The sequence below is a fragment of the Corallococcus sp. AB018 genome, from assembly GCF_003986945.1.
GTDB lineage: Bacteria > Myxococcota > Myxococcia > Myxococcales > Myxococcaceae > Corallococcus > Corallococcus exiguus.
In genome coordinates, this window is sequence record NZ_RAWR01000006.1 from 73,332 (window position 1) to 91,130 (window position 17,799).

At 69.5% G+C, this 17,799-nt stretch carries 19 protein-coding genes and 1 pseudogene; 13 read left to right on the forward strand and 7 right to left on the reverse strand.

The window, feature by feature from the left end; all coding sequences use genetic code 11:
- Positions 1 to 56: 56 nt before the first annotated feature.
- Positions 57 to 347 (forward strand): hypothetical protein, encoded by a 291-nt coding sequence (locus D7Y11_RS02570; RefSeq protein ID WP_126932948.1) that lies wholly within the window; start codon positions 57 to 59, stop codon positions 345 to 347.
- The gene (locus D7Y11_RS02575; RefSeq protein WP_126932949.1) at positions 344 to 715 is read left to right on the forward strand and encodes a hypothetical protein; all 372 of its coding nucleotides are present in this window, start codon (positions 344 to 346) and stop codon (positions 713 to 715) included. Before D7Y11_RS02570 ends, D7Y11_RS02575 begins: the two co-directional genes overlap by 4 nt.
- Here D7Y11_RS02575 and D7Y11_RS02580 read toward each other — a convergent pair.
- Together D7Y11_RS02580 and D7Y11_RS44075 are read right to left on the reverse strand one after the other, a co-directional pair.
- Positions 700 to 1,368 (reverse strand): IS630 family transposase, encoded by a 669-nt coding sequence (locus D7Y11_RS02580; RefSeq protein WP_306770409.1) that lies wholly within the window; start codon positions 1,366 to 1,368, stop codon positions 700 to 702. The genes D7Y11_RS02575 and D7Y11_RS02580 overlap by 16 nt on opposite strands.
- Positions 1,305 to 1,736 carry a helix-turn-helix domain-containing protein gene (locus tag D7Y11_RS44075; protein ID WP_233607179.1) on the reverse strand — a complete coding sequence of 144 codons (432 nt, stop codon included), beginning with the start codon at positions 1,734 to 1,736 and terminating at the stop codon, positions 1,305 to 1,307. Before D7Y11_RS44075 ends, D7Y11_RS02580 begins: the two co-directional genes overlap by 64 nt.
- 29 nt (positions 1,737 to 1,765) lie before the next feature.
- Here D7Y11_RS44075 and D7Y11_RS02585 point away from each other — a divergent pair, with 29 nt between their 5' ends.
- Genes D7Y11_RS02585 through D7Y11_RS02615 form a run of 6 tightly spaced genes read left to right on the forward strand, consistent with a single transcriptional unit; the run spans position 1,766 to position 7,473 of the window.
- On the forward strand, positions 1,766 to 2,362 hold the full coding sequence (locus D7Y11_RS02585) for a plasmid pRiA4b ORF-3 family protein (protein WP_126932950.1): 597 nt from the start codon (positions 1,766 to 1,768) through the stop codon (positions 2,360 to 2,362).
- Positions 2,363 to 2,410: 48 nt separating this feature from the next.
- Positions 2,411 to 3,091, forward strand: coding sequence for a uracil-DNA glycosylase (locus D7Y11_RS02590; protein WP_120594663.1), 681 nt, complete (start codon positions 2,411 to 2,413; stop codon positions 3,089 to 3,091).
- A gap of 38 nt (positions 3,092 to 3,129) precedes the next feature.
- Positions 3,130 to 3,759 (forward strand): hypothetical protein, encoded by a 630-nt coding sequence (locus tag D7Y11_RS02595; RefSeq protein WP_121751580.1) that lies wholly within the window; start codon positions 3,130 to 3,132, stop codon positions 3,757 to 3,759.
- Positions 3,756 to 5,375 carry a TIM44-like domain-containing protein gene (locus D7Y11_RS02605; protein WP_158624531.1) on the forward strand — a complete coding sequence of 540 codons (1,620 nt, stop codon included), beginning with the start codon at positions 3,756 to 3,758 and terminating at the stop codon, positions 5,373 to 5,375. The genes D7Y11_RS02595 and D7Y11_RS02605 overlap by 4 nt, the downstream gene beginning before the upstream one ends.
- Before the next feature lie 13 nt (positions 5,376 to 5,388).
- Positions 5,389 to 6,609 carry a hypothetical protein gene (locus D7Y11_RS44080; RefSeq protein ID WP_233597362.1) on the forward strand — a complete coding sequence of 407 codons (1,221 nt, stop codon included), beginning with the start codon at positions 5,389 to 5,391 and terminating at the stop codon, positions 6,607 to 6,609.
- Between the two features lie 60 nt (positions 6,610 to 6,669).
- Entirely contained in the window at positions 6,670 to 7,473 is an 804-nt protein-coding gene (locus D7Y11_RS02615; RefSeq protein ID WP_120580049.1) for an acyl-CoA thioesterase II, read from the forward strand.
- 71 nt (positions 7,474 to 7,544) lie between these two features.
- Here the strand turns inward: D7Y11_RS02615 and D7Y11_RS02620 are convergent, their stop codons facing one another.
- Entirely contained in the window at positions 7,545 to 7,904 is a 360-nt protein-coding gene (locus D7Y11_RS02620; RefSeq protein WP_120594668.1) for a response regulator, read from the reverse strand.
- 148 nt (positions 7,905 to 8,052) lie between these two features.
- A complete protein-coding gene (locus D7Y11_RS02625; RefSeq protein WP_126932951.1) occupies positions 8,053 to 9,387 on the reverse strand; it encodes a Xaa-Pro peptidase family protein in 1,335 nt (444 codons plus the stop codon).
- Positions 9,388 to 9,662: 275 nt separating this feature from the next.
- Here D7Y11_RS02625 and D7Y11_RS02630 point away from each other — a divergent pair, with 275 nt between their 5' ends.
- The 3 genes from D7Y11_RS02630 to gyrA all read left to right on the forward strand — a co-directional run bounded on the left by D7Y11_RS02630 (position 9,663) and on the right by gyrA (position 14,410).
- A complete protein-coding gene (locus D7Y11_RS02630; protein WP_158628994.1) occupies positions 9,663 to 10,508 on the forward strand; it encodes a class I SAM-dependent methyltransferase in 846 nt (281 codons plus the stop codon).
- A 60-nt stretch (positions 10,509 to 10,568) separates the two neighbouring features.
- Positions 10,569 to 11,333, forward strand: coding sequence for a tetratricopeptide repeat protein (locus D7Y11_RS02635; RefSeq protein WP_121758243.1), 765 nt, complete (start codon positions 10,569 to 10,571; stop codon positions 11,331 to 11,333).
- A 263-nt stretch (positions 11,334 to 11,596) separates the two neighbouring features.
- On the forward strand, positions 11,597 to 14,410 hold the full coding sequence (gene gyrA, locus D7Y11_RS02640; RefSeq protein ID WP_121751577.1) for a DNA gyrase subunit A: 2,814 nt from the start codon (positions 11,597 to 11,599) through the stop codon (positions 14,408 to 14,410).
- A gap of 86 nt (positions 14,411 to 14,496) precedes the next feature.
- On the opposite strand, the gene D7Y11_RS02645 is transcribed toward gyrA, so the two are convergent.
- Positions 14,497 to 15,129 carry a nuclear transport factor 2 family protein gene (locus tag D7Y11_RS02645; RefSeq protein WP_121751576.1) on the reverse strand — a complete coding sequence of 211 codons (633 nt, stop codon included), beginning with the start codon at positions 15,127 to 15,129 and terminating at the stop codon, positions 14,497 to 14,499.
- Positions 15,130 to 15,307: 178 nt separating this feature from the next.
- On the opposite strand from D7Y11_RS02645, the gene D7Y11_RS02650 reads away from it, so the two are divergent.
- On the forward strand, positions 15,308 to 16,363 hold the full coding sequence (locus D7Y11_RS02650) for an ABC transporter ATP-binding protein (protein WP_126932952.1): 1,056 nt from the start codon (positions 15,308 to 15,310) through the stop codon (positions 16,361 to 16,363).
- A 93-nt stretch (positions 16,364 to 16,456) separates the two neighbouring features.
- Positions 16,457 to 16,750 carry a YkvA family protein gene (locus D7Y11_RS02655; protein WP_121751574.1) on the forward strand — a complete coding sequence of 98 codons (294 nt, stop codon included), beginning with the start codon at positions 16,457 to 16,459 and terminating at the stop codon, positions 16,748 to 16,750.
- A gap of 3 nt (positions 16,751 to 16,753) precedes the next feature.
- Here the strand turns inward: D7Y11_RS02655 and D7Y11_RS02660 are convergent, their stop codons facing one another.
- On the reverse strand, positions 16,754 to 17,392 hold the full coding sequence (locus D7Y11_RS02660) for a phospholipid scramblase-related protein (RefSeq protein WP_121751573.1): 639 nt from the start codon (positions 17,390 to 17,392) through the stop codon (positions 16,754 to 16,756).
- A 41-nt stretch (positions 17,393 to 17,433) separates the two neighbouring features.
- Positions 17,434 to 17,799 (reverse strand): annotated as a pseudogene (locus D7Y11_RS02665) (hypothetical protein); the annotation flags it as partial.

Sequence of the window (17,799 nt, forward strand, 5' to 3'; positions counted from 1 at the left end):
CGCCCCCACGATCTGCACCTGCGCTGGCTGCTGGCGGACGAGCGGAAGAGGAAGCGATGAGCGACTACGGGGAGCTGGGCGCGGCCATCGGCGCGCTGGTCACCACGAAGCAGGCGGCCCACGGGGACAGCTTCGGGAAGTCCGGCGCGGTGATGCGCATCCTGTACCCGGACGGCATCCCGCCGGAGCGGATGGACGACGCGCTGACCGTCGTTCGCGTGCTGGATAAGCTGTTCCGGATCGCCACGGACCGCGACGCGCTGGGCGAGTCGCCCTGGCGGGACATCGCCGGGTACGCGCTGCTCTCCGTGGCGCGCAGCGAGCGCGAGAGGGATCCCCCTCGATGAGCGAGCACGCCGACATCGACGGCGTGGTCCGCGCCGCCATGGCCGCGTGGAAGCCCCCGCCCCGTCTGTCCCTGTCGGAGTGGGCGGACCGGTACTTCCACCTGTCCGCCGAGTCCGCCGCGGAGCCCGGGCGCTGGCGCTCGCTGCCGTACCAGCGCGGCATCATGGACGCCTTCACGGACCCTAAACCACCGCTCACGATCCTCGAACACCTATGCGGCGAGGGGAGAGGACCGACGCAGGGCTGGACTGGACTCGCCGGAGTCGTTCCGCGCCTGATGCATCCCCTCATTTCTGATTCCCCCTCGGAGCTCGCTTGGTCGGCTGCCCGTGCGTTCTCCGAGGGGAAGTTTCAAATGAGGGGATAGCTCAGGTTCCGCGCCTGGAGGTAGGCATCCACGTTGTCCAGCAATTCGTCCATCGACTTGCAGCGATGGTTCCGAGTGACGTTGGCGTGCAGGTCGAGCCCGCGGCGCTCGATGCGGTTCTCCTCGGGGCAGTAGGGCGGCAGGAAGTGCAGGACGATTCGGCCACGCAGTTGGGCCAGAGCCAGGTGCGTCTTCCTGTTGTCGTGGATGGAGGCATTGTCCAGGATGAGGTGGATGCGGCGCGCCTGCTTGTTCTCGGTGGCCAGCCGCCACAGCAGCGAAATGAAGAGGGAGCTGGCTTTGCTGGCGCCCTTCACCCACGTCACCTTGCGTGTCTTGGCATTCATGGCACCCGCCAGGTAGCGCTTCTCATTGTTGCCGGGCGTCAGCACGTTGCGCCTGAGGCCCTTCAACATCCAATCCGGACCGACCTTGGGGTTGAGGTGGATGTCCACCTCGTCCTCGTAAAAGACTGGCTCTCGGGCGCAGGACGCCGCCGCCAACCTGCGCAGCTGGAATATGCGCCGTTGGCGCTTCATTCGAGGCCAGGGGCACAGCACGATGGGCTTGGGCCTCTTGAGGCTCGCCCCTACCGACTTGAGCGCCCTTCCCATCGTGGCCACAGACACCGCGGACGCGCCCCGGCGGCCCATTCCAGGCAGAGCAGCTCACGGCTCCAGGTGGGCCTCTGCCAGCCGCACTCCTGGGGCGTGCCGAGGAGGGCTGCCCGGAGGGCCTCCTTGAAGTCCTCGTCCACTTTGGCCGTGCCGTTCTCGGCACGCCTGTCCCAGAGGCCTTCCTCGCCATGCATGCGGAAGCGCTTCACGGCGCAGACGACCGTCGAAGGGGCACAGCACAGCTGTCGGGCAACCTCACGGCACGACAGGCCACTTCCCACTCTCACGACCGCCAGGAAGCGCAGCGCGGTGCAGACGTCCGGGACCTTGCGGCTCAGCCGCAGCAGTCTCTTCGTTTTCGTACGACTCAGCCGCAAGGGACTGTCAGGACACTTTCTCTTCATGGCGAGAGCGGTTACATGCGCCCTCGTCCATGGCTTCCCGAAAGAAGACGACTGCCGCGCCTTCCATTCACGTGCTGCACGTCGAGTTGGTGGGCATCCAGCCGGCCATCTGGCGCGAGCTTCACGTTCGCAGCGACATGCCCCTGTCGAAGCTGCACGACGTCTTGCAAGAGTCCTTCGGCTGGACCCACAGCCACATGCACATGTTCGAGGACACCTCGCGGCAGCAATACGGCCGTCGGGCTGCTGGGGATTCCGATGACTTCGGCTTCGGGGGCCCTCCGCTGCGAGATGAGCGCAAGTACACCGTCACGGACATCGCCCCGCACGCTCGCAACATCTTCGGCTACATCTACGACTTCGGTGACGACTGGGTGCACCGTATTCGCGTGAAGAAGGTGCAGCCGCCCGAACCTGGGAGCAGATACCCCGCATGCACCGCAGGAGAGCGGGCGGCACCTCCCGATGACTGCGGCGGCATCCCCGGCTACGAGCGCCTGCTCGAGATTCTTCAGGACCCCAAGCACGAGGAGCATGAGGAAATGCTCGAGTGGGTCGGAGGCTCGCTTGACCCTGAAGCCTTCGACCTCAACGCCACCGACAAGGCCGTTCGCGCCGTCAGGTGATCGAGGTTCGAGAACTCTGGTCTAGGGTGCGGCCCACGGAGGGACGCAATGAGCCTGGCGGATGGGTTGCCCGAGGACTGGAAGAAAGTGCTGCATGACGCCATCCATGCTCCGTCGTTCACGGAGCTGGAGAAGTTCGTGCGCAAGGAACGCCAGGAACAGACCGTGTTCCCATCGGAGGAGGATGTGTTCTCCGCGTTCCGCTTCACGCCCTACGCGGACGTGCGCGTGCTGCTCCTGGGCCAGGACCCCTACCACGGCCCGGGTCAGGCCCATGGACTCGCCTTCTCCGTCCAGCCCGGTGTGCCTTCTCCGCCTTCGCTCGTGAACATGTTCAAGGAGCTCCAGAGCGACGTGGGCGCGCCGAAGCCTCGCGACGGGTCGCTCATCCCTTGGGCGAAGCAGGGCGTGTTCCTGCTCAACACCGTGCTCACCGTGCGCCAGGCCTCCCCCAACAGCCACGCGAAGCACGGCTGGGAGCCCTTCACCGACGCGGTCATCCGCGCTGTCAGCGCCAAGGCGGACCCCGTCGTCTTCCTGCTCTGGGGCAAGCCCGCGCAGAAGAAGAAGGCCCTCATCGACGAGAAGCGCCACGTCGTCCTGGAGGGCGTGCACCCCTCGCCGCTGTCCGCGAGCAAGGGTTTCTTTGGCAGCAAGCCGTACAGCACCACCAACGCCGCGCTGAAGAAGCACGGCCAGCACACCATCGACTGGCAGCTGCCCTCATAGGAGCGTGTCGCGTGGGTTGGCTATAGTGCCCGCCCACGATGGCCACGACCTTCCTCGAAGACGCCGCACGCACCCAGGCCGCTGAAGCCGTCGCGGCCATTGAGTCCCAGACCGCCGCGGAGGTGGTGGTGTCCGTGCGCCGCGCCTCCGGCGACTACGCCCACACCGATGCACGGCTGGGCGCGGCCGTCGCCTTCGTCATGCTGTTGGTCCTCCTGTTCATCCCGCAGGAGGTCCACCTCTTCGCCTTCCCGCCCGTCGTGCTCCTGGCCTACGCCGCGGGCGTGATGGGCGGCCGCCTGCTGCCGTCGCTGCGCCGCGCGCTCACCCCGCGCAAGCTCCAGGAGGACTCCGTGCGCACCGCCGCGAAGGCCGCCTTCACGGAGCTGGGCGTTTCGCACACGTCGCGCCGCACCGGCATCCTGGTGTTCGTCTCCCTCTTCGAGCGCCGCGTGGAGGTCGTCACCGACTACGGCGTGGACACCTCGCTCATGGGGGCGGAATGGCAGGACGCGCTCACGCAGCTGTCCGCCGCGCTGGCCGCGTCCACCGCGCCCGAGCCCTTTCTCCAGGCCCTGCGCCGCATCCAGGCACCGCTTTCGCGCGTGCTGCCCCGCCTGGAGGATGACGTGAACGAACTGCCGGACATGCCCGGAGCCGTGGCGTGAGGCGCTCCCACTCCGTCCTCCTTCTCGCGGTCGCGCTGTTCCTCGGGCTGGGCCTCGCCTCCATCCCGGACGCGGAGGCGCGCCCCGGCGGTGGTAGCTCCTATCGGGGCTCCAGCCGCAGCTCGTCGAGCAGCCGGAGCTCGTCGAGCAGCCGCAGTTCGTCGAGCAGCCGCAGCTCGTCGTCCTCCTTCGGCTCCAGCAGCAGCCGGTCCTCGTACAGCTCCGGCCCCCGCTACTACAGCTCCAGTGGCTCGTCGTCTTCGGATGGAGGCGGGGCGTTCGGGGGCTTCTGCCTGCTCATCGTCATCATGGGCGTGGTGGCCATCGTCGTCATGAACATGAAGTCGGGCGCGGGGCAGAGGGACTGGAGCACCACCACGCCCCATGCGCCTCCGCCGCCCCAACGCCAGGGCTCGCTGCGCACGAAGCTCGCGCGTCTGGCCCGCGTGGGGCCCAAGGGTTCGGACGGGTCGGTGCAGCCGTTGGACCCGGAGTTCTCCATCGTCCTCTTCGAGGACTTCGTCTATTCGCTCTTCGCCCGCGTGCACGAGGCGCGCGGCGGCGGCCGCCTGGACACGCTGGGCGGCTGGCTGTCCGACGGCGCCATCGACTCGCTCCACGAACTGGGCACTCCGGACGCGGTGAAGGCCGTGGTGGTGGGCGCCGTCACGTATGAGTCCGTGGAGGGCATCAGCGCGAACAGCCAGCGCGTCCGCGTCGTCCTGCGCTTCGAGGCCAACTACACGGAGGTCTCCTCCGGCTCCGAGCAGAGCTGGTACGTCGCGGAGGAGTGGCTGCTGGAGCGTGACGCGTCCGCGAAGTCCCGGCCTCCCGAGGACGTGCGCGCCTTCAAGTGCCCGAACTGCGGCGCGCCGCTGGAGTCCGTGCACGGCCACAAGTGCTCGTACTGCGACACGGTGGTGAACACCGGCGAGTTCGACTGGGTGGTGACGCGCGTGGCGTCGCAGGAGCGCGAGCGGCGCGGCCCTCAGCTCACCGGCACCACGGAGGAGCAGGGCACGGAGCTGCCCACCATCAAGGACTCGCGCTCGCAGGAGCGGCTGAACGCGCTGCTGCATGACGACCCGGAAGCGACGCCGCTGGCGCTGCGCAAGCGCCTGGAGTTCATCTTCCACGAGATGCAGACCGCGTGGGCCGCGCGCGAGTGGAAGGGCATGCGGCCCTTCCTCAGCGACAACCTCTTCCAGACGCAGCTGTACTGGATCAACGCCTACCGTGAGGCGGGCCTGCGCAACATCACGGAGAACGCGCACATCACGAACCTGGTGCTCGCGCGGGTGACGCGGGATGAGTACTTCGACGCCGTCACCCTGCGCGTGTTCGCGTCCAGCCTGGACTACACGGTGCGGGACCGGGACGGACAGGTCGTGGGGGGCAGCCGCTCCCGCGAGCGCGCCTACAGCGAGTACTGGACGCTCATCCGCGGCCGGGGCGTGCAGGGCAAGCCCTCCACGCAGAAGAAGTGCCCGTCGTGCGGCGCCCCGCTGTCCATCAACATGGCGGGCCACTGCACGCACTGCCAGGCGCGCGTGACGTCCGGCGAGTTCGACTGGGTGCTCAGCCGCATCGAACAGGACGAGTCGTACCAGGGCTGAGCCACGGTCCTTCATGCACACGCCCCATTGGTTTTCGCTGCTCGGTCTCCTCGTCACGGCCACTCCGGCCGCCTCGGCTCCACAGTCCTTCGGAGATTGGTTCGATGCGCGCGTGAAGGCGGAGAAGGTCGTCGTCCGCGAACGCTTCCAGCTTGACCTGGATGGGGACGGCAAGGAGGACGATGTCGTCTGTTACGACTTCAAGGATGCAGAAGGGCCCGGCACCACGACGCCCGTCATCCTGGTGGGGCTGGCCACCGGCGAGCGCTTCGCCATGCGTGGTGGAGGGCTGGGCCCGATTGATCACGTCAATTGTCCCAGCGCGCCGTCATCGAAGACGAAGGGCCGGCCGAACTCCCTCCGCCTCGCGGGCAATGGCCTGACGGGCTACGTGGGGGCGGTGTCCCTGCTGTTCGACAACAAGGGGCCCCTGCTGGTGGGGGGCGACACCGGTGACCGGTACCACGCGTGGAGCATGGACCTGGTCTCCCAGCGGACGGAGCTCTCGTCCTACGAATACTCCGAATCGCAGACCGAGGACCCTGTCCCGAACCGGTCCGCCTCGATGCTCGCCTCCGGTACGCAGAATCCGGCGCCGCCCGCGCCGGTCTGGGTGAGCTGGGGGAAGAAGAACTGGAGCGGCGACGCGGACGCGGGCCTGAAGGTGCAGTGGCTGCGCAAGGGCACCACGGTGACGCTCCTCGCGACGCTCCAGGACGACCAGCCGGTGCCCGCGGTGGATGCCAGCGCGAAGGCCATCCTTGGCGCGGATCACCTGGAGCTGTGGTGGAGCGAGCCGAACGCGGACTCCAAGCGCGCGGTGCAGTTGGGCGTGGCGCGCACCGCCGACGGCAAGCCCGTCGCCACGTGGTTCCAGCCTCCCGGCCGCAAGGACAGGGCGCTTCCCTCCATCCGTTGGACCGCTCCCGACCGGTTCGAGGTGGAGCTCCCCGTGAGCTGGCTGGTTCCCAAGCCGCGGGAGGGCGTCACGGTCCATGACGGTGACATGGAGCCTCCGTCGGCGCTGGCGGCCATCACGGTCGTCTTCTCCGACAGCGATGGGAAGGGACAGGAGACGCTCGTCTCCACCACGGAGAAGCGTCCCGGCGCTGGGAACTTCAGCAGCCTTTACCTGGCGGAACCCGGAAACCTGTACCCCCGGTTGAGCAAGGGCGTCTTCAGCTGGGTGCCCCTCAAGCAGACCACCACCCTGCGCGAGCTCGTCATCCAGTAGCGCCGGGGGCCCGCATCTCCCCGGGACATCCACGCCGGGAACACTAGGATGCGGTGCATCATGACCGCGCCCTTCCTTGTCGCCACCCTCGTTGAACCGCTGGAACCCGGGCACTACCGCTCGCGCTACGAGGCGCCCTGGTATCAGGGCCGGGGTGCGTACGGCGGCGTGGTGGCGGGGCAGGTGCTGCGTGCGATGGAGCACCAGCTGAACGACCCCCAACGGCAGGTGCGCTCGTTCACCGTGCACTTCTGCTCGCCCGCTGTGGAGGGCGTGGCGGACCTGCACACGCGCATCGAGCGCGCCGGCAAGTTCGTCACCCATGCCACCGCGCGAGTGGAGAGCGGCGGCGTCGTGGTGGCCGTCGCCACGGCGACCTTTGGCGCCGCTCGCGGTGGGGCTCCCGAGTACATGGACTTCGTCATGCCGAAGGTGCCCGCGCCCGGTGCGCTCACGCCTGTCCCTGACGACGTGCCCATGCCGGACTTCTGCCGCTTCTTCGAGTACCGCTACTGCGTGGGCTCGGCGCCGTACTCGGGCGGTCCCGAGGCGGAGGTGGGCGGGTGGCTGCGGCCTCGCGTTCCCACGGCGTTGGACCCGGCGCTGTGCGTGGGGTTGATGGATGCGTATCCGCCGTCCGTGCTGTCACGGCTGGACGGCTTCCGCGCCGCGGCGTCGGTGGACCTCAGCGTGCAGTTCTTCCAGCCGTTCCCGGTGAAGGGCATCGCGCCGGACGCGCACTATCTGCGCACCGGGCGCTCGCGCCAGGCCGCGGAGGGCTACACAGAGGAGACCCAGCTCCTCTGGGCGGAGGACGGCACGCTGCTCGCGCAGTGCCGTCAGCTCGTCGCCGTGCTCGGCTGAACCGCCAACTCGGCCACCACGGCGTGGTGGTCGGAGACGGCGTCGGGCAGACGCGCGTACGCCAGAACGGCTCAGGCGGCGATCTGCTTGCGCAACAGCCGCGTCAGCTCCGCGGGGTCCACCGGCTTGGGCAGCAGCTCCGCGCCGTAGCGGATGGCCACGGGCAGCAGGTCATCCAGGTCCGAGTGGCCGGTGAGGAAGATGAACGGCGCGCGGCACTCCTGCAGCTCGCGCATGGCGACGAGCACGTCGGAGCCGTTCATGTCCGGCATGTTGTAGTCGCACAGGATGGCGGCGATGCCGGTGAGGTCCAGGTGGAAGGCCTCGGCGGGGGACTGCACCGTGAGCACCGTGTAGCCCGCGTCCCGCAAGGTGTCTCCCACGGTCGCGAGCACGAAGAGGTCATCGTCGATGACCAGCACGGTTGGCATGGCACTCCTCCAGCGCCTGAGCGGCGCGCGCGATGCGCACGAGTGTATCCGAGCCCGCGCGTCCGCGCGCCACACCCCCACGGTGCGAGTTGCCGGGGTCGGGGCCACCCACGTCGTAGGGTGTGGGCGCTTGGCGGGCCTCAGGCCCTCACTGTTTCGCGGCCGTGACAGGAGAGGGGATGAGGATGAGCTGCTCCTGGGGTGGGTTGAGGTATTCGGCGCCGGTCTCCGTGACGACGGCCATCTCCTCCACGGAGAGGATGCGCAGCGCGTCCGGGCTGCTGCCGTCCTTCCACGCGTAGAAGCCGTCGAAGGCGAACACCTGCCCGGGCTGGAGCTTGCGCAGCGAGGAGCCCGCGGGCGGCTTGCCGGACGCCGCGCCGGACAGGGCGGGGCCGGCGTCATGGGCCCAGTAGCCCACGGGATGGCCGGTGCCCCACATCACGGGCTCGGAGCCCGCTTCGCGCATCCAGTCGCGCTGGGCCTTGTCCACGTCGTAGCCGCGCACGCCGGGCTTCATCGCCGCGAGCGCGATGCGGCTGCCCTTCTTCGACTTCTCCCACTTCGCCAGCGCCTCCGCGGGAGGCTGCTTCTCCCCCGGCGCCAGCACGTACGCGAAGCGCTGGATGTCCGTCACCCACGTGCCGCCCACGCGGATGCCGAAGTCCGTCTGGATGAAGTCCCCCGGCTGGATGACGCGGTCGGTGGCGTTCGAGTGCCCGCGCGTGGGCCCGCTGTTCACGTTGGGGTTCTGGTCCGGCTGCCACCCGTCACCCACGCCCAGCTCCGCGATGCGCTTCTTGAGGAAGCGCGCCACGTCCGAGTCCCGCGTCTTGCCGGGCACCACGGTGCGGTACGCCTCCTCCTCCAGCTTCGCGGTGAGGTCCGCGGCCTTGCGCATGATGTCCACCTCCTCGGGCGTCTTCACGGACAGCCACTCGGAGACCAGGTCCTCGGAGGACACCAGCTTCTTGCGCAGCGCGGGGGACAGCGCCGCCTCCAGCTTCGCGCGCTGCGTGGCGGACAGGCCGTCCGCGATGGACATCCGCTCCGACGAGTTGATGGCCACCTTCGCCGGCTTCGCCTGGGTGAGGCGCGCGGCGATGAGCGCGTTCACGTCCGCGCCGCGCTCGAAGGCCACCACCTCGTCCACCACGCCCATGTCGCGGAGCGCGGTGGCCTCGCCCTCGGGAGAGAGCGCGGTGGAGCGCAGCGAGTCGCCGTCCCGTAGGAACAGGAACGCGGCGGTGCCTCCCGCGTTCTCCCCGCCCACGTGGGCCGCGAGCGGGTCGTTGTCGTTCTCACGGCAGAGCACCACCCACGCGTCCACGCCCGCGCGGGCCATGGCCTGGGGCAGCAGCTTCTGGAGGCGCTCCTTGCGCACGCGAGGCCACGCGCCTTCCGCGGCGGGCACGGCGGGCGCGGCGTGGGCGAGGGAGGCAGCGAGCAGGGCGGAGAGGAGGACGGGCCGGACACGCGTCATGGATGCGCTCTTCCTGGTGGGGGGAGGGCGCGGATTGTTTCACGGCCACGCCGCGCGACAACCCACACGCCGTGCACCGCGCGGGTGCTTCACCCGGAAGTCCCGGAATCACAAGAGACATGTCCGGGACGTGGGCCTGTTCGTGGGTGGACATGGCCCTGCCCCCGGGGCTCGGGCGCGGATGGCTGTCTGTCATTGCGCCGGGACCGCCGGGAGGGCGCGAACGGCGCCAGGGCTTGCGACCGTGCGCGTCGTCTCCAACCCCGGAGTCGCACATGCGTGTCGAAGAAACGAGTTCCGCCGCGGAGTACGTCCAGGGCAACGAGGACCGGGAGCTGCGACGGTTGATGCTCCAGGCCCAGGTGTACGCGCCGCTGACGGAGGGAGTGCTGCGCGGGGCCGGCTTGAAGCCCGGCATGCGCGTGCTGGACGTGGGCTGCGGCGTGGGGGACGTGTCCATCCTCGCGGCGGAGCTGGTGGGCCCCACGGGCGAGGTGGTGGGCGTGGACCGCGAGGCCCGCGTCCTCGCCTGCGCCCAGCGTCGCGCCGGGTCGCAGGGCTTGGGCCACGTGCGCTTCCAGCAGAGCAGCCTGGAGTCCCTGCCCGTCGGCGCCCCCTTCGACGCCATCGTCGGCCGGCTGGTGGTGATGTTCCAGCCGGACCCGGTGACGTTCGTCCGCCGCATGGTGGAGCACCTGCGCCCCGGCGGCGTGCTGGCGCTGCACGAACTGGAGCTGGCGGCCATGGGCATGGCGCACCCGAAGCTGCCGCTGTTCAACCGTGTCTGGAACTGGATGCTGCCCACCTGCGAACGCGTGGGCATCAAGGTCCACATGGGCCTGGAGCTGGTGTCCACGCTGCGGCGGGCCGGGCTGGTGGTGGATGACGGCGTGGTGGGCGGGCGGCTGGGCGTGACGCCGGACGCGGAGACCACGCACGCCCTGGTGGAGACCGTGCGCACGCTCTTGCCCCACATGGAGCGGCTGGGCGTGGCGCTGGCCATGGAGGTGGACATCGACACGCTGGCCGCCCGCCTCACCGCCGAGCTGCGCTCCAACGGCGGCGTGCTGGTGCCCAGCCTCATGGTGGGCGTCTGGGCCCACCGTCCAGGCCCTGTCTAGCGCCGCCGTCTTCGCACGACTTCACGAGCGGCGGGGGAGTGGGTCGCTTAGAGTGGCCTCATGGCAAAGACGGCATCCCGCAAGTCCCCCGCGAAGGCCAAGAAGCAGCCCGCGCGCCCCGCCGCGCCCGCGAAGACACCGGCCCGGCCAGTGAAGGCGAAGGTGGAGAAGGTGGAGCCCCGCCGCGCCTCCGCCTCCTCTCCGAAGCCCCCCGTGCTGGAGGCCGAGCCCGTCTTCGACTCCGGCCCCGTGGCCGACCCCCGCGAGTCCACGCCCAAGAGCCTGCCCGCGGGCGAGCCGAAGGGCCGGGTGCTGCCCTTCGAAATCGACCCGGCGCAGCTGGAGGCCGGCTTCCAGAAGCTCCGCGGCGAGCTGGTCCACTGGACCAACAAGGGCCGCTACACCAAGGTCCGCTTCAAGTTCCGGGGCAAGCAGCTGCTGCCCGACCTGCCCCTGGCCGCCGTCGTCGCCGCGGAGGGCCTGTCCTTCTACTGGGGCGGCATCCTGCGCGTGCTCGTGGCCAACGTGGTGGGCAAGAGCGTGTTCGAGGTGGAGCTGGTCAACGACGCGGACAAGCGCGTCCAGGCGGGCCGCGAGGCGCTCCTGTCCGGCGACGTGGACCAGGCGCTCACGCTGTTCCGCGAGGCGCTCGCCATGGACCGCGACAACGCCTCCGCGCACCTCAACGTGGGCGTGGCCCTGAGGCTCCGTGGGGACCGCGAAGGGGCGCTCGCCGCGTTCGAAACCGCGAAGGCCAAGGACCCCGAGGGCGGCGTGGGCGCGGAGGCCGAACGGCTGGCCGCGAACCTCCGCCCCAAGGCCTGAAAAACGGGCCCGGAACGGCCTGGAAACGGGCCCCGGACGCGGGCCCGGAAACGGCCTCCGGTGGGGCTGAAAACGCACCGCCCGGATGTTCCATCCGGGTGCCCTGGAAAGGCCCTTTCCGACCCCTGGAACCGGGCGGGCGGGCAGCCGGGGCGAATCCCCCCTGTTTCCCTTATTGACTGAGGGAAATCCGGGGGTTACGAACACTCTCCCATCGGGCGGAGCCCCCCACGTGAGGGGCCCGTCCGCACCTTCCAGAGCCCATGGCTGACGACACCACCGACACGCCGGCAACGCCCCCCGCGCCTCCTCCGTCGAGCGGCGCTGGGGAGCTCATTCCCATCAACATCGAAGACGAGATGCGCCGCTCGTATCTCGACTACTCGATGTCCGTCATCATCGGCCGCGCGCTGCCAGACGTGCGCGACGGCCTGAAGCCCGTCCACCGTCGCGTCCTCTTCGCGATGAACGACCTGGGCAACCTCCACAACCGCGCCTACAAGAAGAGCGCGCGCGTGGTGGGTGACGTCATCGGTAAGTACCACCCGCACGGCGACTCTTCGGTCTACGACGCCATGGTGCGCCTGGCCCAGGAATGGAGCCTTCGCTACCTGCTGGTGGACGGCCAGGGCAACTTCGGCTCGGTGGACGGCGACTCGCCGGCGGCCATGCGTTACACGGAAGTGCGCATGGAGCGGCTGGCGGAGGACCTCCTGGGGGACATCGACAAGGAGACCGTCGAGTTCGGCCCCAACTACGACGACTCGCTGGAAGAGCCGCTCGTCCTGCCGGCCAAGTTCCCCAACCTCCTCGTCAACGGCAGCAGCGGCATCGCGGTGGGCATGACCACCAACATCCCGCCGCACAACATGACGGAGGTCATCAGCGGCACGCTGCACCTCATCGACAATCCGGGCTGCACCGTCCTGGACCTGATGGAGTTCATCGAGGGGCCGGACTTCCCCACCGCCGCCATCATCACCGGCCGCGATGGCATCCGCCGCGCCTACGAGACGGGCCGCGGGGCCATGACCATCCGCGCGCGCACGGAGATTGAAACGAACAAGAAGGGCGACCGTGAGGCCATCATCGTCACGGAGATCCCCTACCAGGTGAACAAGGCCCGGCTCATCGAGAAGATCGCCGAGCTGGTGCGCGAGAAGAAGCTGGAGGGCATCAGCGACATCCGTGACGAGAGCGACCGTCAGGGCATGCGCATCGTCATCGAGCTCAAGCGCGACGCCATCAACCAGGTGGTGCTCAACAACCTCTTCTCCATGACGCAGATGGAGACGACGTTCGGCGCGGTGATGCTGGCCATCGACGGCGGGCAGCCGCGCACGCTCAACCTGAAGGAGCTGCTGGACCGCTTCATCGCGCACCGCCGCGACGTGGTGACGCGCCGCACGCGCTACGAGCTGCGCAAGGCGCTCTCGCGCATGCACATCGTGGAAGGCCTGCTCGTCGCGCAGGACCTCATCGACCTGGTGGTCAGCCTCATCCGCGCGTCGCGTGACCCGGATGAAGCGCGCTGGGGCCTGATGAACATCCTGTCGCCGGAGCTGTACACGCGCGAGCGCTTCCAGAACCTGGACCGCATCGACTACGCGAAGGCCAAGGCGCAGATGGAGCTGCTGGTCAGCCGCGCGCGCAACGAGGAGCCGGCCTACGGCGGCCTGGAGCACAAGTACGAAGGCGCGGGCTTCAGCGAGGACCAGGCGCAGAACATCCTGGAGATGCGCCTGCAGCGCCTCACCGGCCTTCAGCGCGAGGAGCTCTTCAAGGAGCTCATCGGGCTGGTGCGCGACATCGCGCGCCTGCGCGACATCCTCGCCAATGAGAAGAGCCTGCTCTCCGTCATCAAGGCGGAGCTGATGGAGATCCGCGAGCGCTACGGCGACAAGCGCCGCACGGAGATCACCGGCGCGGTGGATGACCTCACCCGCGAGGACCTCATCGCCGAAGAGACGATGGTGGTCACGCTGTCGCACACGGGCTACGTGAAGCGCTCGCCCCTGTCGGAGTACCGCGCGCAGAAGCGCGGCGGGCGCGGCAAGACGGGCGCGGGGACGAAGGAGGACGACTTCGTCACCAAGGTGTTCGTGGCCAGCACGCACGCGTACCTCATGCCCATCACCACGAAGGGCAAGCTGTACTCGCTGAAGGTGCACCAGATTCCGCAGGGCAGCCGCACGTCGCGCGGCAAGGCCATCGTGAACCTGGTGCAGTTCGGGGAAGGGGAGCGGCTGGCGCAGGTGCTGGTGACGCGCGACTTCCCGGAGAACCGCTACGTCTTCTTCGTCACGAAGAAGGGCGTGGTGAAGCGCACGGACCTGAGCGCGTTCGAAAGCGTCCGCGCCAGCGGCATCATCGCGCTGGGCATCGACGAGGGCGACGAGCTGGTGGGCGTCATGATCACCGACGGCACCAAGGACATCCTCCTGTCCACGGCCACGGGCATGAGCATCCGCTTCAAGGAAGAGGATGTCCGCTCCATGGGCCGTCAGGCCTACGGCGTGAAGGGCATCACGCTGGAGGACGGCGACGAGGTGGTGGGCGCGGACCTCCTGGACAAGGAGCCGGAGGAGGGCCAGGCGCCCGCGGAGCAGAGCAGCGCCATCCTCACGGTGACGGAGAACGGCTACGGCAAGCGCACCGAAGGCGCCGAGTACCGGCAGCAGGGCCGTGGCGGCAAGGGCATCATCGACATCAAGGCCACCGAGCGGAACGGCCGCGTGGTGGGCGTGGTGCAGGTGAAGGACAGCGACGAGGTGATGATCGTCACCAACGGCGGCATGCTCATCCGCATGAAGGTGAAGGAGATCTCCGTCATCGGCCGCAACACGCAGGGCGTGCGCCTCATCGCGCTGGAGAACGGCGAGGAGAAGGTGATGGCCATCTCCAAGCTGCCCGAAGGCGAGGAGTCCGAGGAGGAGACGGAGACCACCTCGCCGGTGGAAGGGGCCGGCGTCGAGGCTTCGTCGGAGGCCGCGCCGGTGGAGGCTGCTTCGCCGGAGGCTCCGGCGGACGAGGCTGGCCCGGCCAGCACGGAAGGTGAGCCCGGCTCGGAAGGCTGAGTCCAGGCGGTAGAAACACGGGAGGGCCGGGCACGGGACGCGGGATGCGCGCTCCGGGACCCGGCCCTCTTCGTTGGTGCGGGGGACTACTTCTGGGTGAGGTCCTTGGGCACGGTGAGGCCGGCGGTCTTCTCGTCGATCCAGAAGATGTTCATCACCCACCAGCGCTGGCCGTCGTTGAAGAGCTGGATGCTGTTGACGCCCTTGGCGATGAGCGGCCCGTCCTGCGTGCCGCGCGCCTCGTAGGTGCTCATGACCTGCACCAGCGCGCCGAAGGCGTGCGTCTGGCGAGCAATCTCCTTCTCGAAGAAGCCGTGCGTCGCGGTGCTCTCCTGGCCCCACGTCACGTAGTCCTCCGGCGTGATGGGGCGGGCCGCCAGCGTGGTCGCCCCCGGCGGCTTCCCCAGCGGGATGAGCTGGGCGCCCGGATAGAAGAGGGAGCGGAAGCGCTGCCAGTCGCGAGCCGCGCCCGCCGGTCCGCTGATGACGTCGTAGAGCGCCTTGAGGATGGCGTCCTGGGACTTCACGTCCTCGGGCTTCGCCTTGGGCAGTTGGGCGAGCGCGGCCTGGGTGCGCTCCGCGGAGGCCTTCATCGGGTTCGGCTTCTCCGGTGCGGCGGGGGCGGCCGCGGCCTTGGGCTGCGACGGAGGGGCAGCGGGGGCCTGGGCGAAGGACGCGGTTCCCAGCAGGACGGCACAAGCGACGAGCAGGCGCGACATGGGGACTCCCGGAAGAGGGGAAGGCGAAGAGCCTAATCCCACGGCGCGGAAGCCCTCGCTGGGATTCCCCTCCGCGGAGCACACCGCACGAGCCTGTCCGACAGTCGGACAGGTTGGGACCGGGTCGGGTGGCCGGTGCTTGGCCCGGCCGGTGCCGCACCGTAGTGTGCCCGCCGTCATGGCCTTCCTCTCGCTCGATGCCCTCACCCTGAAGTTCCTCGGCGCCGCCGCCCCCGCGGTGCGCGACGTGTCGCTGGCGCTGGAGCCGGGGGACGCGGTGGCGCTGATGGGCACCTCTGGCTCCGGGAAGACGGCGCTGCTGCGGCTGGTGGCGGGCCTGGAGCAGCCGACGTCCGGCAACATCACGCTCGCGGGCCGCGTGGTCGCCGGGCCGGACGTGTTCGTGCCCCCGGAGCAGCGTCCGCTGCGCCGCGTCCTCCACGACGCGGAGCTCGAATCCGGCCTCACCGTGCGCGACGTGGTGATGGGCGTGCAGCCCAAGGGCGAAGGCCTGGCGCACGCGCGCGGCATGCTGGCGCTGTTCCAACTGGAAGACCTGGAAGCGCGCACCTGCGGAACACTCTCACGGGGACAGCGGCAGCGCGTGTTGCTGGCGCGCGCGCTGGCCTCTGGCACGAAGCTGCTGGTGCTGGATGAACCCTTCGCCGGCATGGACGCCGGCCTGCGCGCCAACGTCCTCGGAGAGTGGCGCCGCGTGCTCAAGGCGCGAGGCACCGCGGTGCTCTTCGCCACGCACGACGTGGGGGACGCGCTGGCCTTCGCGGACCGGCTGGTGCTGCTGCGCGGGGGCACGGTGGAACAGCAGGGCGCACCCGAGTCCGTCTACGAAGCGCCGCGCAGCGCCTTCGCCGCGTACTTCCTGGGCGGCACCAACCTGCTGCCCGGTTCAGCCTTCGGCCGCGTCGCGCGCACGGCGCTGGGCAACCTGCCGCTGAGCACGGAGGCGCGCGGCGAGGTGATGCTCTCCCTGCGCCCGGAAGCGCTGCGGCTCGTCCCCGACACGGACGGCGTCGCGGTGGGCGGAGCCCTGCGAGCGGAGGTGCTGGAGCGCGCCTTCCGGGGCGCGCACGTGGACTTCACCGTGTCCTGCGCGGGCATGGCGCTGGTGGTGCGCGCCGCCTCCTCGGCCCCCTTTCGCGAGGGCAGCCGCGCCCGCCTGGAGGTCGCGGGCCGCGCGGACGTGCTGGAGGAGACATCTGGCGCCGCCCGCTAGCACACCAGGCGTGCAAGCGCCCGGCATGAATGGTGCAATCACCCGCGTCCCCCATGCGTAGGGAGGGGTATGAACATCGCAGGCCTTCGAGGAATGGGAACCCGCTTCTTCCACTACGTGCGCGACCCTCGGGTGGCGACGTGGCGCAAGCTGTCCGGGCTGCTGGCCGTCCTGTACTTCGTGTCGCCCGTGGACGCGATTCCGGACTTCATCCCCGTGTTCGGCTGGCTGGACGACCTGGGCGTTCTATCGGCCGCCGCCTTCTTCATGGTGCGTGAGGTCCAGCGCTGGCGCCCCGCCCCGCCCGTCGGTGAGCCGGCGTTCGACGGACTCCCGCGTGACGAGCAGGGCCAGACGCGCGTGCCCACGCTGCGCCGGCACTCCTAGCCGTCAGTCGTTGCCGCCGCGGCGGTCCTCGAAGTGCACGAAGTCGATGAGGAACGTCGCGGCCACCACCAGCGTCCGCACGTGCGGGTCGTGCAGGCCGTTGAACCGGACGCCGAAGTTGTCGGCGTCCGTGAACATCTCCTTGCCGAACCCGCTCCACTTCTTCGCGATGGTCCCCACCTCGCGGCCCTGCTGCTCCACGTTGAACGTCCAGGGCCTGAAGAACGGCCCGCTCAAGTGGGCCAGCTCTTCGTCGCGAGGCCCGAGCACGTCGTAGGCGCGGGTGAAGAAGCGGAAGCGCTGCTGGATGGCGCCCAGGTGCCGTCCCTCGCCGTCCTCCACCTCCAGCCGGGACAGCCAGAAGCGCCACGGGCGGCGCAGCCGCAGGAGTGTCTCCCCACGCGCGGACTTGAGCTCCATCTTGAAGGGCCGCTTTGCCTTGAGGAAGCCGCGCAGCAGGAACAGGCCCAGCCCGCTGCCCACCTCGCCCGCGAAGAAGAGCGGGCGTCCGTCGTCGCCCACCACCTCGTAGCGGTTGCGGCCCTCGAAGCCGGTGAGGATTTCGCCCCACTCCTTCACCTGTCGCACGCGCAACGTGTGCTCGTCACGCAAGAGGGTCAGCGCCTGGGACTCGTCGGGCATGGGCGGCTCCGGGAAGGCCGAAGGAGGACTGCGGCCGCAGTCTAGAACTGCCCGAGCACCGCGAGCCCCATCCCCCCATGCCGCCCCATGGCCGCCGGGGCGACAGAGACGGTCGGAGTGTTGTCTGGTGCATCGAAGTCACGCGTGAGGAACGTCGTGGTCCCCAGGCCGGCCAGCACGCCCACGGCGGTGCCCACCAGCAGCGCGTCCCCGTGGTCGCTGTCCAGCGCCAGGAACATCGCGCTCAAGCCCACCAGGCCGCCCAGGATGCCGCCCGCGTCGATGAGCAGCACCCGGCCCTGGGAGATGTCCAGGTCGCGCCCCACCAGCGCGAAGGTGAGCAGGCCCGCGCCCACCACGCCCTGCTCGATGGCGATGAAGTCGCGCGTCTCACCGCTCTGGGTGGC

Excerpts from the sequence above, each read along its gene's own strand:
- D7Y11_RS02590 (WP_120594663.1), top strand. The coding sequence starts at position 2,411 with ATGAGCCTGGCGGATGGGTTGCCCGAGGACTGGAAGAAAGTGCTGCAT.
- D7Y11_RS02595 (WP_121751580.1), top strand. The coding sequence starts at position 3,130 with ATGGCCACGACCTTCCTCGAAGACGCCGCACGCACCCAGGCCGCTGAA.
- D7Y11_RS02580 (WP_306770409.1), bottom strand. The coding sequence starts at position 1,368 with ATGGGCCGCCGGGGCGCGTCCGCGGTGTCTGTGGCCACGATGGGAAGG.
- D7Y11_RS02625 (WP_126932951.1), bottom strand. The coding sequence starts at position 9,387 with ATGACGCGTGTCCGGCCCGTCCTCCTCTCCGCCCTGCTCGCTGCCTCC.
- D7Y11_RS02645 (WP_121751576.1), bottom strand. The coding sequence starts at position 15,129 with ATGTCGCGCCTGCTCGTCGCTTGTGCCGTCCTGCTGGGAACCGCGTCC.
- D7Y11_RS02585 (WP_126932950.1), top strand. The coding sequence starts at position 1,766 with ATGGCTTCCCGAAAGAAGACGACTGCCGCGCCTTCCATTCACGTGCTG.
- D7Y11_RS02635 (WP_121758243.1), top strand. The coding sequence starts at position 10,569 with ATGGCAAAGACGGCATCCCGCAAGTCCCCCGCGAAGGCCAAGAAGCAG.
- D7Y11_RS02655 (WP_121751574.1), top strand. The coding sequence starts at position 16,457 with ATGGGAACCCGCTTCTTCCACTACGTGCGCGACCCTCGGGTGGCGACG.
- D7Y11_RS44075 (WP_233607179.1), bottom strand. The coding sequence starts at position 1,736 with ATGAAGAGAAAGTGTCCTGACAGTCCCTTGCGGCTGAGTCGTACGAAA.
- D7Y11_RS02615 (WP_120580049.1), top strand. The coding sequence starts at position 6,670 with ATGACCGCGCCCTTCCTTGTCGCCACCCTCGTTGAACCGCTGGAACCC.
- gyrA (WP_121751577.1), top strand. The coding sequence starts at position 11,597 with ATGGCTGACGACACCACCGACACGCCGGCAACGCCCCCCGCGCCTCCT.
- D7Y11_RS02620 (WP_120594668.1), bottom strand. The coding sequence starts at position 7,904 with ATGCCAACCGTGCTGGTCATCGACGATGACCTCTTCGTGCTCGCGACC.
- D7Y11_RS02570 (WP_126932948.1), top strand. The coding sequence starts at position 57 with ATGAGCGACTACGGGGAGCTGGGCGCGGCCATCGGCGCGCTGGTCACC.
- D7Y11_RS44080 (WP_233597362.1), top strand. The coding sequence starts at position 5,389 with ATGCACACGCCCCATTGGTTTTCGCTGCTCGGTCTCCTCGTCACGGCC.
- D7Y11_RS02650 (WP_126932952.1), top strand. The coding sequence starts at position 15,308 with ATGGCCTTCCTCTCGCTCGATGCCCTCACCCTGAAGTTCCTCGGCGCC.
- D7Y11_RS02660 (WP_121751573.1), bottom strand. The coding sequence starts at position 17,392 with ATGCCCGACGAGTCCCAGGCGCTGACCCTCTTGCGTGACGAGCACACG.
- D7Y11_RS02630 (WP_158628994.1), top strand. The coding sequence starts at position 9,663 with ATGCGTGTCGAAGAAACGAGTTCCGCCGCGGAGTACGTCCAGGGCAAC.
- D7Y11_RS02575 (WP_126932949.1), top strand. The coding sequence starts at position 344 with ATGAGCGAGCACGCCGACATCGACGGCGTGGTCCGCGCCGCCATGGCC.